Annotated in this window: 16 protein-coding genes; 9 read left to right on the forward strand and 7 right to left on the reverse strand. The window is 28.9% G+C overall.

What is annotated here, in order from left to right:
- The 4 genes from WAO74_RS04730 to WAO74_RS04745 are packed head-to-tail and all read left to right on the forward strand — an operon-like array spanning window position 1 to window position 1647.
- Window positions 1-456 (forward strand): DUF1801 domain-containing protein, encoded by a 456-nt coding sequence (locus tag WAO74_RS04730; protein WP_422160020.1) that lies wholly within the window; start codon window positions 1-3, stop codon window positions 454-456.
- A gap of 2 nt (window positions 457-458) precedes the next feature.
- The gene (locus WAO74_RS04735) at window positions 459-845 is read left to right on the forward strand and encodes a VOC family protein (protein ID WP_422160021.1); all 387 of its coding nucleotides are present in this window, start codon (window positions 459-461) and stop codon (window positions 843-845) included.
- Between the two features lie 17 nt (window positions 846-862).
- Entirely contained in the window at window positions 863-1234 is a 372-nt protein-coding gene (locus WAO74_RS04740) for a hypothetical protein (protein WP_422160022.1), read from the forward strand.
- A gap of 14 nt (window positions 1235-1248) precedes the next feature.
- On the forward strand, window positions 1249-1647 hold the full coding sequence (locus WAO74_RS04745) for a DoxX family membrane protein (RefSeq protein WP_422160023.1): 399 nt from the start codon (window positions 1249-1251) through the stop codon (window positions 1645-1647).
- 142 nt (window positions 1648-1789) lie between these two features.
- Here the strand turns inward: WAO74_RS04745 and WAO74_RS04750 are convergent, their stop codons facing one another.
- From WAO74_RS04750 to WAO74_RS04765, 4 genes are all read right to left on the reverse strand, one after another.
- Window positions 1790-2668 (reverse strand): class I SAM-dependent methyltransferase, encoded by an 879-nt coding sequence (locus WAO74_RS04750; RefSeq protein WP_422160024.1) that lies wholly within the window; start codon window positions 2666-2668, stop codon window positions 1790-1792.
- A 110-nt stretch (window positions 2669-2778) separates the two neighbouring features.
- Window positions 2779-4656 carry a tRNA uridine-5-carboxymethylaminomethyl(34) synthesis enzyme MnmG gene (gene mnmG / locus WAO74_RS04755; protein ID WP_422160025.1) on the reverse strand — a complete coding sequence of 626 codons (1878 nt, stop codon included), beginning with the start codon at window positions 4654-4656 and terminating at the stop codon, window positions 2779-2781.
- 46 nt (window positions 4657-4702) lie between these two features.
- Complete coding sequence (ybeY, locus tag WAO74_RS04760) at window positions 4703-5116, reverse strand: rRNA maturation RNase YbeY (RefSeq protein WP_422160026.1); 414 nt, start codon at window positions 5114-5116, stop codon at window positions 4703-4705.
- Entirely contained in the window at window positions 5116-8496 is a 3381-nt protein-coding gene (locus WAO74_RS04765; RefSeq protein WP_422160027.1) for a DUF4175 family protein, read from the reverse strand. Before WAO74_RS04765 ends, ybeY begins: the two co-directional genes overlap by 1 nt.
- A 110-nt stretch (window positions 8497-8606) precedes the next feature.
- Between WAO74_RS04765 and WAO74_RS04770 the strand changes: the two genes are divergently transcribed.
- The 5 genes from WAO74_RS04770 (at window position 8607) to WAO74_RS04790 (ending at window position 13570) form a co-directional block, all read left to right on the forward strand.
- Complete coding sequence (locus WAO74_RS04770; protein ID WP_422160028.1) at window positions 8607-9440, forward strand: hypothetical protein; 834 nt, start codon at window positions 8607-8609, stop codon at window positions 9438-9440.
- A gap of 95 nt (window positions 9441-9535) precedes the next feature.
- Entirely contained in the window at window positions 9536-11056 is a 1521-nt protein-coding gene (gltX, locus tag WAO74_RS04775; protein ID WP_422160029.1) for a glutamate--tRNA ligase, read from the forward strand.
- 1 nt (window position 11057) lies between these two features.
- Complete coding sequence (locus WAO74_RS04780; protein WP_422160030.1) at window positions 11058-11612, forward strand: hypothetical protein; 555 nt, start codon at window positions 11058-11060, stop codon at window positions 11610-11612.
- 143 nt (window positions 11613-11755) lie between these two features.
- Window positions 11756-12679: an SPFH domain-containing protein gene (locus tag WAO74_RS04785; protein WP_422160031.1), complete on the forward strand. Its 924-nt coding sequence runs from the start codon at window positions 11756-11758 to the stop codon at window positions 12677-12679.
- A gap of 12 nt (window positions 12680-12691) precedes the next feature.
- Entirely contained in the window at window positions 12692-13570 is an 879-nt protein-coding gene (locus WAO74_RS04790; RefSeq protein WP_422160032.1) for a LytTR family transcriptional regulator DNA-binding domain-containing protein, read from the forward strand.
- A gap of 182 nt (window positions 13571-13752) precedes the next feature.
- On the opposite strand, the gene tatA is transcribed toward WAO74_RS04790, so the two are convergent.
- The 3 genes from tatA to WAO74_RS04805 form a co-directional block, all read right to left on the reverse strand.
- Window positions 13753-13941: a twin-arginine translocase TatA/TatE family subunit gene (gene tatA, locus WAO74_RS04795; protein ID WP_422160033.1), complete on the reverse strand. Its 189-nt coding sequence runs from the start codon at window positions 13939-13941 to the stop codon at window positions 13753-13755.
- A gap of 44 nt (window positions 13942-13985) precedes the next feature.
- Complete coding sequence (locus WAO74_RS04800) at window positions 13986-14675, reverse strand: head GIN domain-containing protein (RefSeq protein ID WP_422160034.1); 690 nt, start codon at window positions 14673-14675, stop codon at window positions 13986-13988.
- 101 nt (window positions 14676-14776) lie between these two features.
- Window positions 14777-15103 (reverse strand): YbjQ family protein, encoded by a 327-nt coding sequence (locus WAO74_RS04805; RefSeq protein WP_422160035.1) that lies wholly within the window; start codon window positions 15101-15103, stop codon window positions 14777-14779.

Below are 15103 nucleotides of genomic sequence, written 5' to 3' on the forward strand. Positions count from 1 at the left end.
ATGACTTTCGAAGCAAGTACACCTGAAGAATATGTTTCTCAAATCCCAGAAGAACGCAGAATTCACGTTGATAAATTAAGAACTGCTATCAAAGAAAATTTGCCTTTAGGTTTTGAAGAAGGAATTCTATATAAAATGATTGGATTTTATGTCCCTCTTTCTAAATATCGAAAAGGCTATCATTGTCAGCCTGGAACACCTTTACCATTTATAAATATTGCTTCCCAAAAGAATTCAGTGAACTTATATCACATGGGTATCTATGCAAAAAAAGAACTTTTAGATTGGTTTGTAGCAGAATATCCAAAGCATTGCAACCATAAATTAGATATGGGTAAAAGTTGTATCCGATTTAAAAAGTTAGAAGAAATTCCTTATGATTTAATTGGTAAATTATGCACCAAAATAACTGTTAATGAATGGATTAACACTTACGAATATGCAATAAAAAAATAATTATGAAAAATAGAGTTACAGGAATTGGAGGGTTTTTTTTTAAAAGTGAAGATCCAAAAGCATCTAAAGAATGGTACAAAAAACATTTAGGTTTTAATACTGATGATTATGGTGCTACTTTTTGGTGGAAAGATAAAAATGGGAATGATGCTTCTACTCAATGGAGTCCTTTTGCTAAAAAAACCGATTATTTCGAGCCATCGAAAAAAGAATTCATGTTTAATTATAGGGTAGAAAATTTATTAGAATTATTAGCAGAACTTAAAAAAGAAGGTGTTACTATTGTAGGAGAAATGCAAGAGTTTGAATATGGAAAGTTCGGTTGGATTTTAGATAATGAAGGAAATAAAATAGAACTTTGGGAACCTATTGATAAAGCATTTTTATAAACTAAAATTTAACTATTATGTCTGAAGAAAAACCGGGTAAAGAAAAAAAAGATCTTATAGATACTTTAAAAGAAAAATCTAACGAATTTGTAACAGATGCTCAAGAAGCCTTAGATTCTGCAAAAGATTTAATTGATGACGCTTTTTCTGATGAAAATATAGAAAACGTTAAAAAGAAAACTACAGAATATTCTGATAAAGCTAAAGTAAAAGCCGCAGAATTTGCAGCAAAAGCTAAAGAAACTTTTGAGGATTTAAAAGGAAACGCTTCTGAACTTGCGAGTGAAGCTGCAGAACATTTAGCCGATTTTGCAGAAGAAGCAAAAGAAGATTTTAAAGAAGTAAAAGAAAAGTCTAAAAACTTTTTTCAACGTTTATTTAGTAAATAATATAAAAGCCAATTATGAAATTTTTATCTGAGCACCCAACAGAAGTGGTAACGCTTCTTTTTTTAATTGTTACTTTTTTACAATCTGGTATAGACAAATTATTAGATTGGAGAGGTAATCTTTCTTTTATAAAAGATCACTTTAAAAATTCTCCTCTCAAAAATAGTGTTCCTTTATTGTTAGCTATTATTTTAGTGCTAGAAATAGCTGCTGGTGTTTTAATGTTATTTGGTGTATATCAATTATACACTTCTGGCGCAAAAGAGATCGCTTTATTGGGTGTAGAGCTTTGTGCTGTAACTTTAATTTTTTTATTAATTGGCCAACGTTTGGCAAAAGATTATGCAGGCGCAATGAGCTTAGCTGTTTACTTTATTATCACACTTTGGGGTGTTTATTTGTTAAATAGTTAAAAACTATTTAATTTTTATAATTATAACTTTTTCTTATGAAAAACGAGCTTAAAACACGTGTTTTAAGCTCGTTTTATTTTTTGTTAAAGTGTTTATGTGTTTTTTGCGATTATCTTTAAACTTGCCTTTTTAAAATGGATTTTTAGCGCTTTTTAAGAACATAAATCGAAGAAGAATGCTCTTTGGTGCTTTTTGCTTTCCAATTTGATATAAAACCTACATAAAAAGATTTTAAAAGATTCATATTTCCGGTTTTATATTTTTCACTTAAAAGAGAAACATAATAACTGTCGAATTTCATTGGAAGTGTTTTTTCTACAATCATATTTTCTAATGAAAACAATTTTGTAATTGAAGTTTTAGAGAAATGCCAAACATGTCTAGGTACATCAAAAGCAGCCCAAAATTGTTTGTAATAGTTTGCATCGTAACTTTTGTAATTTGGGACAGCAATAATTAATCTTCCTTTTTCAGAGAGTAAATTATTTAAAATAGAAATATACTCTTGTAAATTTTCTACATGTTCTAAAACATGCCAAAGTGTAATTATTTCAAATTCTTTACCTTCCAATTTTGACAAATCTTCTTGCAGAATAATTCCTTTTTTTGAAGCAATAGTTCTTGCTCCTAAATCTGGTTCTGTTCCAAAAACATTCCAAGAATTATTTTGACAAACTTTTAAAAAATCACCTGTTCCTGCTCCAACATCTAAAATATTTTTTTCTGGTCTAGAAATACTCTCTTGACAAAGAAGGTATTTATTAACTAGTTTTAATTTTCTTTTTAAAGTAATATTTTTTACAGATTGATATACTTTATCTAAAACAGATTTTTTAGAATCTGTATGAGAAATGTAATCTTCACTTTTGTAATAATCTGATAAATTTTTAGGAACAGGAACTGTTGCTAATAAATCGAATTCAGTATTCTTTTTTACTTGATAAACTTCCCCAGAAACAGTATAATCTTTGCAGCTTAAAAAGGGTTCTAAATTTTTATAAAAGTCTATTTTTTGATTCATTTATATTTTTTTTAAAAAGAGATTCCTGCTTTCGCAGGAATGACAAATCATTTAAAATTTTAATTTTTTATTCGATTGTTCCTCGTGGAACAATTTAATTTTTTAAAAATTTATCTCCCCATATAAACTAACAAAACAGAAATATCACTTGGAGAAACTCCACTAATTCTGCTAGCCTGAGATATAGAAGTTGGCTGAATTTTACATAACTTTTCTCTTGCTTCAAAAGACAAAGATTTTACTTTTTGATAATCGAACAAAGATGGAATTTTTACATTCTCTAATCTATTTAATTTATCTGCATTGTTTTTTTCTTTTTCTATGTAACCAGAATATTTTAAATGAATTTCTGCTTGTTCTATAATCTCTTTATCAATGTTATTCTCTTCTAAAAACTTGCTTAATTTTTTGATGCTTTTAAAGTCAGAAAAATCTAATTGTGGTCTTGCAGCAATTTTAAAAAGCTTCATAGATTGATTAATTAAATCTAAATTTTTAGCTTCTAAAATCGGATTTATCTCTGCTTCTTTTACACTTGTTTCTTCCAGAAATTTAATTAACAAATCTGTTTTACGTTGTTTTTCTAAAACTCTTTCCATTCTTTCTTTTGATGCTAACCCTAATTCAAAAGCCATTGGCGTTAATCTTAAATCTGCATTATCTTGTCTTAAAAGAGTTCTATATTCTGCTCTAGAAGTAAACATTCTATAAGGCTCTTCTGTACCTTTTGTAATTAAATCATCAACCAAAACACCAATATACGCTTCATTCCTTTTTAAGATAAAAGGTTCTTTACCTTGTGTTTTTAAGGCAGCATTTATACCCGCCATTAAACCTTGTGAAGCAGCTTCTTCATAACCTGTAGTTCCATTAATTTGCCCTGCAAAAAATAGATTTTTAATCAACTTGGTTTCTAAAGAATGCGTTAATTGTGTTGGTGGAAAATAATCATATTCTATTGCATAACCATATCTAAAAAACTTCACATTTTCAAAACCTTCAATAGCTCTAATAGCTTTGTCTTGAATGTCTTCTGGAAGTGATGTTGAAAAGCCATTTACATACATTTCGCAAGTTGTCCAACCTTCTGGCTCTACAAAAATTTGATGTCTATCCTTAGTTGCAAATCGATTGATTTTATCTTCTACAGAAGGACAATATCTTGGTCCTGTAGATTTAATTCTACCATTAAACATTGGTGATCTATCAAAACCTTCTTTTAATAATTCGTGTACTTTTAAATTGGTATATGTTAACCAACAAGAACGTTGTTTTTGAAGTGCCTTCGTAGTTGGCAAGTAAGAAAATTTTTCTGTGATTTCATCTCCTGGTTGTTCTTCCATTTTAGAATAATCCAAAGATCTTCCATCCACTCTTGGAGGCGTTCCTGTTTTCATTCTACCAGCCTCAAAACCTTTTGCAACCAAATCTTCTGTAATTCCTCTTGACGCTCCTTCACCTGCTCTACCACCCCCAAAACTTTTATCACCAATATGGATCAATCCGTTTAAAAAAGTTCCTGCTGTAATTATAACTGTTTTTGATTTTATTTCTAAACCCAAAGCCGTTTTTACGCCAACAATTTTATCGTCTTCAAAGATTAATCCATTTACAGAATCTTGATAAAAATCTAGATTTTTTGTTTGCTCTAACATTGTTCTCCAGCATTCTGCAAATTGCATTCTGTCAGATTGCGCTCTTGGACTCCACATAGCAGGTCCTTTGGACTTGTTGAGCATCTTAAATTGAATCGCAGTTTTATCTGTTACAATTGCACTGTAGCCACCAAGCGCATCAATTTCTCTTACAATTTGACCTTTGGCAATTCCACCCATTGCAGGATTGCAACTCATTTGGGCAATGTTTTGCAAATTCATTGTAATTAGCAAGGTGTGTGCACCCATGTTTGCAGCAGCTGCAGCTGCCTCACTCCCTGCATGACCACCACCTACTACAATTACGTCATATGTTGTTGAAAATAAACTCATTATTTGATAAGTTCCACGTGAAACTTCTATTTTATTTATTTGATTATCAATATCTTAAATAAGATAAGGCTATATTTTCTTGCTTTCTCATTATCATTTTCTCATTATCAGATTTATCTTTAAAACCTAAATAATGTAAAACACCATGAATCATAACTCTGTGCAATTCTTCTTCGACAGTTACATTGTATTCTGTTGCATTTTCGCTTACTCTTTCTATAGAGATAAAAATATCACCAGATATTAATTTACCCAATGTATTATCGAAACTAATAATATCAGTTAATGTATCATGTTGTAAAAACTCTACATTCAATTTCAGAAGATAGGCATCATCACAAAAAATATAATTGATTTCTCCAACCTCAAAACCTTTCTCTGAAATAATGTTTTCAATCCAATTTGCTAGTGATTTTTCATTCTCTAATTTAAATTCTGTTTCATAATTAAACTCAATCATTATTCCTTCTTTTTATCATCAGAAAAGTATTCTCTGACCTTCTTTTTATAATTTTGTTGCAAAGGTAAGGATTGTCTGTTTAATATCTCTATTTGATTGTAAAACTGCTTTTTAAATTCTAATGCTTTTACTTTGTTTCTTTCGTTCTCTTTCTGATTGGCATTCGATTTTCGTTTTTCATCTTTTCCTTGCTCTAAATCTGCCTTTTCTAATTTTAAAAGCTCATAATTTAAGTTTTGCATTTTTTGTAAAGAACCAGCATTAAATCCTTTTTCAAGTATTTCGTTTTCTAGTTCTTCCATGGTTTTTAATGCTTTCTTTGCATTCGCATTATTTCCGGGTTTTCCATTATCATTTTCTTGAATGGCGTTTTGCAACTCTTGTCTTAATAGACTTTGTTGTTTAAAAATTTCATACAATTCACCATCTAAATCGTCATTAGAACCTCCTTCTCCTTCTCCATTTTTGTTTCCATTTTCACCAGATTTTCCATCTTTGCCATCTTTGCCTTTTTCTCCTTTCTCTCCCTTTTCTCCTGGTTTTCCATCAGAATCGGGTTTATTCCCTTCTTTTCCTTCGCCCTTCTTCATGCCTTTTTCCATCTTTTTAGACAAACCTTCTTGTTTTTTAATTAAGTCTGGTAAACTAAAACCTTGTCCTTTTCCCTTTTTTCCTTTGCCCATTTTCATGGCCATATTATTTTGCATTTCATTTAATATATTACTTAAATAATCTGCTAAATTATTGGTGGCTGTTATTACATACCGTTGATTGGAAACTCCATTATTGAATCTGTTTTCAGAAAAATTTTCTAAAGACTGCTCTAAATTGTAATGTGCAGAAGATAAATCGTCTTGAATTTTAGAAGATATTTTTGGTAAACGCATTGCCAAAACATACAAACTATCATCTATGTGTTCAAAATAAGTTTTAATTTCATTCTGCTTTTTAAGGTCTTTTCCAAAATCTGGATGTGCTATTGAAGTTTCACTAAACTTATTCATTAATTCCTCTTGCTGAAAAGAAAAAATAACTAAGTTTTCAAGTATTTTTCGCAAGTCTTCCATGTTTTCTTCTATGGATTCTCCTTGCATTTCCATCATTGATTTTTGCATTTTAGCACTCATTTCTTTCATCTTTTTAGATGATTTCTTTTGACTGCTTTTTGCTTCTTTCTGATCTTGATTCTTTAAGTTTTCTTCAGATTTACTCAACTCTTTATCAATGTCTTCCTTTTCTTGGTCAACATCTGGCAACTCCATTGGTTCTTTTAACTTTTCATTATCTTCATTTAATTCTTCCAACTCCTCTTTAATTGCCTCAAATTCTTTTTTGATTTCTTTTTGAGCCTCTAATGTGTTGTCTTCCTTCTTCTCTAACTCATCTTGTTTTTTGGAAAGTTCCTCAATCTTGTTAGCAATTTGCATGGTTTTCTGTTCTACATAAAAACGTTTTACCATTTCTAAAGTTTTCTCTAAACTGCGCTGTTGCTGTTTGTTTTGTTGCGCTAATTCCTTGGCTTTTTCTACTAAGTCTTCTTTGTTCAATTTATCAGCCATTTTCTGAATTTCATCCAATAGCTTTTGTTGTTTATCTAACTTTTTAAGCTCTTCTATTCGTTCTTTTAAATCTTCTTTTTTCTCTTGTAAAGTCTTATCTTTTTCTTGTTTTTCATCTATATTCTGTTGCAGCTTTTCAGTTTGCTTTTGCATCATTTGTTGATATTGTTCCTGACGCTTAATAAAACTTTCTACTTTCTTTTTATCGTTCCAATTAATGCTTTTTTTATTCTGTAATTCTTGCTGAATATTCTCTAATTGTTCTTGTTGCTTTTTCTGTTTCTGAACAGAATTTTCTAAATCATTAATCGTATTTCTTTGTTCTTGTAACAACTCCTCTTCTACTTCATCTTCAGTTTTTTGTCTGTAATTAAAAACTTTACTTTTTGCAGATTTATTTCCATTTACAGCATCATTATCAAAAACCTGAAAATACATTTCGTAATTCGTTCCTTTATTCAAATTTAATCCATCAGGAAATTGATAAAAAAAAGTTTGAATATTTTCCTTTGAAATTTGAAGATTAAAATTTTGTTTTTGTTCTGGTGAATCTTCATCATAATACACCAACTGTAGTTTTCGAATTCCATAATCATCAGAAATCTGTCCTGCAAATTGAGCTGTTCCACGTGAAATGCTATCGATATTCGATTGCACAGAAATTATCGGAAATTCATCTTTTACAACAGCCACAGAAAACTGTAAATTTTCGTAATCTTTTAAATTTTTATTGGAAGATGAAATTTGATAATTCAATGCATTTTCAATTTCCTTTTGAAATTCAAAATTATCATCAGCATACTTTGTAAAATTTTGTCTTTGCTCATTACTAATAAAAACAAGTTCATCTGTTTTAGTTGTTTGCACATTCCAATTAATATTTGTGCCTTCAGGAACTGTTAAATTTCCAGAATTTTGTATAGTTTCATTTTTACGGCCTAAATAATTTGGATACTGTAAATTCAAAGAAATATTGTTGATAGTTGGTGTGCCAATTACCTCTATTTGATAATCTTCAGACTGAATTCTGTTTGCTTCTGCATAAAATTTAATGGGTTCTTGCACATCCGAAAATGTATAAGAAAACGATCCATTTCCATTATTCTCTAAATAATATTGCTGGTTTTTAAAGATGATAATTGCTTCACTTGGGGTTACATTTCCAACAGTTTTTAAAGAAATTGTAATTGGTTTTCCTTGAATAACTTTTAAATTATTATTCAGTAAAGAAAAGGAAAAAGGTGAAGGAGGATTATAAGCTGTTCTATGATTTACAACACGATCTAAACTTTCTGAAAGTGATCCATTATTCACTGTAAATAAGCTAATTACATAAATTAAAACAGGGACAATTGCGTATTTTAAATACTTTTTGTTTTGTTTAAAATCGATTGCTTTGAGAAAAGGAATGGGTTTCAATTCTGCTGATTTTTGATTGATGCTTGCTAAAATTAAATCAGATTCCTGCCCATTTGCATTGAGTTGTAACACATTTAATAATTTGTCTTGAACTTCTGGGAAATGAGCACCAATAATTTTGGATGATTCTTCTAAAGAAATTCCTTTTCTAAAACCAATCAATTTAAAAATAGGAATGGCTATAAATTGTATCAATAAAAAAACTTCAACAGCAATAAAAACCCAGAATAAAATAGTTCTAGCTGTTGGTTTTAACCATAAAAAATACTCTATAAAGAGCGTGAAAAAAAGGTATAAAAAGCCTAAGGAAAAAAATAAAATAGCTCCTTTTATCAATTCATTTGTATAGTATTTACGTGTAAATTGATGTAATTTCTTCTGTATGTTTTCGAATTCGCTCATAATCAATTAATAAAAGTACTATTTTTGATTAAATACAAAACAAAATAATTGTTAAAACAATTTGTAAGTTTTAAAAAGACTTTACTACTAAAAATAAAAAAATAAAAATCATGAAACATTCAACCTTACTTTTAACTTTGTTTTTTACATCAACATTCTTTGCTCAAAGCCCTTGGACACAAGAAAAAGGACGTTTTTTTACAAACCTTTCTTTTTCCACAATCTCTGGTTATAACACACTTTTTGGAGATCCAAATTATAACACAGAAAGAACAATTTCAGATAGAACCTTTCAACTTTATGGAGAATATGGCTTGTCGGAAAAAACGTCTCTATTGTTTTCCATTCCATTAAAATCAATAGAAACTGGAGCGCCAACTGCTGGAACTAATTTTGTTCCAATTACAACAGCGAATTCAGAAACTTCTTTTGGGAATATTAATCTAGGTATAAAACATAATTTTTATAATGATGGTTGGGTACTTTCTGGGCAGTTTAATGTAGATGCAAATACAGGGAAATATGATGCAGCTTCTGGAATTAGAACAGGTTATGATGCTTGGTCTTTTACGCCACTCTTTTTAGCAGGAAAAAGCTTTGGAAAAAACTATTTTCAATCTTTTATTGGTGCAGATATTAGAACCAATGATTACAGCTCTAACTTTAAAATAGGTGGAGAATTGGGTAGAAAAATAACCCAAAATATTTGGTTAATTGGTTTTGTAGATGTTTCCAAATCTTTTAATAATGGAAACGTAATTTTACCACAAGAAAATATTTTAACGGGTTTGTATGTAAACAACCAAGAATATGCTGCTTATGGTTTAAAAGGTATTTTGGAGTTTTCTGATTTTGGTGTAACAGCAAGTTTTGGATCTGCTTTTTCTGGTAATAATGTGCCTCAAAAAACGGCTTTTTCTTTTGGGATTTTTAATAGGTTTTAAAAGAAGTCTTTAAATTTAAATTCACAATTTTTATCACATGTAATTTCTATTCTCTTTTTAGAAAAAGTATCTTTGCAATTCAAAAATAAAAGAAAATGGAATCTAATGTTCGTGTTCGTTTTGCACCAAGTCCTACAGGACCTTTGCACATTGGTGGTGTAAGAACAGCTTTATATAATTATTTATTTGCTAAAAAACACCAAGGAACTTTTATTTTAAGAATAGAAGACACAGACCAAACACGCTATGTAGCCAATGCAGAACAATATATTATTGATGCTTTAAACTGGTCTAACATTCCTTTTGATGAAGGTCCAAATAAAAACGAAAAATTTGGTCCTTACAGACAATCTGAGCGTAAAGAAATCTATAAAAAATATGCAGCTATTTTAATCGAAAATGGATGGGCATATTATGCTTTTGATACTTCTGAAGAATTAGATTTTCACAGAACAAATCATGAAGAAAATGGGAAAACCTTTATTTACAATTGGCACAACAGAGAAAAAGGAAAATTAGTTAACTCATTGGTTTTAAGTACTGAAGAGGTTAAAAAAAGAATTAATTCTGGCGAACAATTTGTAATTCGTTTTAAAACTCCTGCTGATGAAATTTTGGAAATGGAAGACGAAATTCGTGGAAAAATTACGATCGAAACCAAAACTTTAGACGATAAAATTTTATTTAAAAGTGATGGAATGCCAACTTATCATTTAGCAAATATTGTAGATGATCATTTAATGGAAATTAGCCATGTAATTCGTGGTGAAGAATGGTTACCATCTATGCCACTTCATATTTTATTATACAAAGCTTTTGGTTGGAATGCACCAAAATTTGCGCATTTACCCTTAATTTTAAAACCCGTTGGAAAAGGAAAATTAAGTAAAAGAGATGGAGATAAATTAGGGTTTCCTGTATTTCCTTTAGAATATACAAATGAAGAAACAGGAGATGTTTCACGTGGTTATAAAGAAGATGGTTATTTTGCAGATGCTTTTATAAATATGTTGGCTTTTTTAGGATGGAATCCTGGAACAGAACAAGAAATCTTTTCTTTGGATGAATTGGTTCAAGAATTTGATTTAAAGCGTGTTAGTAAATCTGGAGCAAAATTTAGCCCAGATAAAACAAAATGGTTTCAGCAACAATACATGCAGACCAAAAGTAATGCAGAATTAACAGATTTATATTTGCCTATTTTAACAGAAAAAGGAATTGTAAAAGATAAAGAATTTGTTCAAAAAGTAGTTTCAGCAATTAAAGAAAGAGCTGTTTTTGTCGATGATTTTTGGGAATTATCGTCTTTCTTTTTTCTAGCTCCAAAAGAATTTGATGAAAAAGCTACAAATAAAAATTGGAAACCAGAAACCAATTCTTTAATGCAAGAATTAATTGCTGTAATTTCATCAATAGAAGATTTTTCATCAGTAAATACAGAAAAAGTTATCAAAGAATTTATTTCTGGCAAGGAAATTGGTTTTGGTAAAGTAATGCAACCTTTACGTTTAAGTTTGGTTGGTAAATTAGCTGGCCCTCATTTGTTTGATATTATAGAAATGATTGGCAAAAAAGAAACTATTTATAGAATTGAAAACGCAATTAAAAATATATAATATGAAAAAATACATCATTTTAATTTTTACTTTTATAAGCTTTACTTCCTACTCTCAATTTCAAAATGGAGGTATGCAAGGTCAGCGTCAAAGACAAATGCCTCAAACACAAAGAGCTGCTCCTGAACCTAATTACGAGGTTGAAAAATATTTAGGAATTGTTGTTTATGATATTGAAAAAGCTGCAAAAAAATCGGGTGTAAAACTATCATCAGAAGAAGGGAAAAAGTTTTCTGAAGCTTTAACAGTTTACAACAAAAAGATAAAAGATTTAAGAAGAATAAATAGTTTTACGCTGAAAAGTACCAAAGAAATGGTTGAAAATTTTCAGAAAAAAGCAATAGAAACTGGAGATAATACAGGACAAATTGAAATTCAGAAAACAATGATGGAAGATTTAAAACCAATTTCTGAGGCTTTAAAAAATGAAGACCTAAAATTTGACGCTTCTATAAAAAGTATATTATCTGAGAAACAATATGAAAAATGGACAAAATACAACAGAAAGTTATATAAAGTTTTTCCTGAACCAGAAGACAAAAAGGAAGAGGAATAAAAAACTAAAAACCCTGAAAACTATAATTTTTTAGGGTTTTTTTATATTTCAGTGTAACATATTAAATATTTGAGCTTCTAATAATTACATCTTTTAAAAGGTTATATTTACAAGAAATAAAAATTTTAACAAAATAAAATCCTATGGCACCTACTTTTTTACTTACAGTTGTACTTATTTTAATTATTGTTTTTGCTGCTTTTTTTATGGTAAAGCAACAAACTGCTGCTATTATAGAGCGTTTTGGTAAATTTCACAGCATACGTCAATCTGGTTTGCATTTTAAAATTCCCTTAATTGATAAAGTTGCAGGAAGGTTGTCTTTAAAAATTCAGCAATTAGATGTAATTGTAGAAACTAAAACATTGGATGATGTATTTGTAAAATTAAAAGTTTCTGTACAATACAAAGTAATTACAGAAAAAGTATACGATGCTTTTTATAAATTAGATTATCCTCATGAGCAAATAACTTCGTATGTTTTTGATGTGGTAAGAGCAGAAGTTCCAAAAATGAAATTGGATGACGTTTTTGTTAAAAAAGATGATATTGCATTAGCTGTAAAAGCAGAACTAAATGATGCTATGGCTGATTATGGATTTGATATTATTAGAACTTTGGTTACAGATATAGACCCAGATCCTCAAGTTAAAATAGCAATGAACAGAATTAATGCTTCTGAACGTGAAAAAATTGCAGCTCAATTCGAAGGTGATGCACAACGTATTTTAATTGTAGAACGTGCTAAAGCAGAAGCAGAAAGCAAGCGTTTACAGGGACAAGGTATTGCAGACCAAAGAAGAGAAATTGCTCGTGGTTTAGAAGAATCTGTAGAAGTTTTAAATAAAGTGGGTATTAATAGCCAAGAGGCATCTGCATTAATTGTGGTAACACAACATTATGATACTTTACAATCTATAGGGCAACAAACCAATAGTAACTTAATTTTATTACCTAATTCACCACAAGCAGGAAGCCAAATGCTAAATGATATGGTTGCAAGTTTTACAGCAAGTAATCAAATTGGTGAAGCAATGAAAAACGCAAAACCAAAGTTGAAAAAATAGAAATTAACAACCATGTTTAATTATATTAAAAACTGGTTATCCACACCTTACTATTTTAATTCATCAATTAAATTTAAGTTTAAAATAAGCTTAGTTTTAGGTGTATTGGTGTTCTTATTCTTATATGTTTTTAAGCCTTTTACATTGTTTAGTTTGCAAGAAATCTTACTAAATTATACTTTGTTAATAGGCTTGGTTACTTTTTTAGGCAGTTTCTTTTTTTTAACAGTACCTCCTCTTATCTTTAAAAGTTATTTTAGTGAAGATAATTGGACTATTGGAAGAAATATTTTATTTATTCTAATAGGAATTTTTGTTACAGGTTCTTTATTGTGGTATATAGCGAAATTTTATAAAGATGAGAGAGGAATAGAAAATATTAGCTATTTTTCTTACATATTATACTCTAATCTTGTTGGTGTAATTCCTGTTTTATTTACAATTTTTATAAATGAGAAAACATTAAGAGAAAAAAGAATTAAAAGAGCGAAAGAAATTACTGACTTTAAACAAAAAGCGGAAAAAAACAACGAAGAGTTATCTGACAAGTTTGTAATTTTATCTGATAATAAAAGAGAAAGTTTAGAAATTAAAATTAGTGATTTAGTTTACATTACTTCTCAAGGAAACTATGCTAGTTTTTTTATAAAAAAAGAAGAAAATAAAACAAAAGAAAAAATTTTACGAGTTACTTTAACAGAAATAATTAAGGCTTTAAAAGACTATCCACATATTATTAGGTGTCATAAATCTTATATTATAAATACTAAATATGTTACTAGTTTAACTGGAAATGCAAGAGGCTATTTATTAAAATCAGAATATATTGATTTTAGTATTCCTGTTTCAAGATCCTTTAGCAAACAATCTTTATTAGCTATAATTAAATAATTGATTCCCATTTATCCCAAATACTAAAAAAAATTCCCATTTATAACATTTTATTAGAAATAATGATATACGATTTATATATTTACACCAAATAAATATAAGTTGGGGGACTATTATTTATAACAAAAAAAGCTCAATCTGATTAATCAAATTGAGCTTTATTTTTGTGTAAAAAAGATTTTTTACTTCTTCTCTTCTAACTTTTCTCCTGAATCTTCTTTAGAAGCGTTTTTAAATTCTTTAATTCCACTTCCTAGACCCTTCATTAATTCTGGTATTTTTTTACCACCAAACAGTAGTAAAACTACAACAACTATTAAAATAATAGAACCACCTCCAGGAATTGCTAAATATGTGTGTAAACTAGTCATTCTTTCTAAATTTTAGTGTAGCAAAGATACAAAAAGGTTTTTTATTAATTTCTTTTTTGTATAATACCTCCTACTACTTTTTTATCATTTAACACTTCTGGGTTTCCTTTGTAAAAAATAGAGCCACCAAAACTTACTTTTGCCTCTAAAGATTCGCCTGCTAATATTTCTGCTTTCGATCCTGAACCTGCAAAAACAAATGAGTTTTTTACAGCTTCTAAATTAAAGCCATTATATACTCCATATAAATCTAAATCTACTTTTTGATTGTCTGTTGTGCCTGTTAATTTTATAATACCTCCAGAAGACGCTCTAACTTCTAAATTTGTGGTTTTTACAACTAAATTTATAAAAGCTCTTTCTTGTGCATTTACTTCTAATTTATCTTGTTCTATTAACTTTGCTGTAATTGTAGCACCTTCATTCGCATCAATAAGATCGATATTAGTATTGTAATACAATTTGATTAAAACTTCACCTTCTGCTGAATTATTTTCTGGATTTAAAGAAAAAGGCAATGACAACTTTAATGTATTATTTACACTCTTTACTTTTACTTTTTCAGATTTATTACCTGTAATTTCTATCTTTTGTTCGGTAGATTTTATTAATTCTACTTCTATTCCATTATAGACTTTTAAAATAGAAAAGTCTACTAAGTTATTTGTAATTGTTGTTTGTGCTGTAACTGCTATTGTTAGCAATAACATGTATATAAAAACTATTTTTTTCATCTTTTTAAAGTTTGATGTAGATACTTAATCAACAAGTATACCATTATAAAGACTTTTTTTGTCTTTTATTGTGGCAAATGAATAATTAAAAAATTGTTAAATTAAGATGCTACTTTAACTGCAGTGCCAGTAATTGACACTAATAAAGTTGAAGAATTTGCAAGTGGCTCTACATCTAACTGAATTCCAACCACTGCATTTGCTCCTAATTTTATGGCATTATCTCTTAAATTTTGAAATGCTTTTTCTTTAATACTTTCTAATCCTAAAGTGTACATTTCTCTATACTTAGCCATACTAAACATGTCTGTAAAAGACATTTTTCTACCATTAGAAGAATAGCTAGAATCGTAAGCAGCACCTGTTACAATACCTAAATAATCTACTATTTTAAAGTTTTCTATGTTATTTGTTGTGGTTAAAATCAT

The organism is Polaribacter sp., assembly GCF_049276715.1.
Taxonomy (GTDB): Bacteria; Bacteroidota; Bacteroidia; order Flavobacteriales; family Flavobacteriaceae; genus Polaribacter.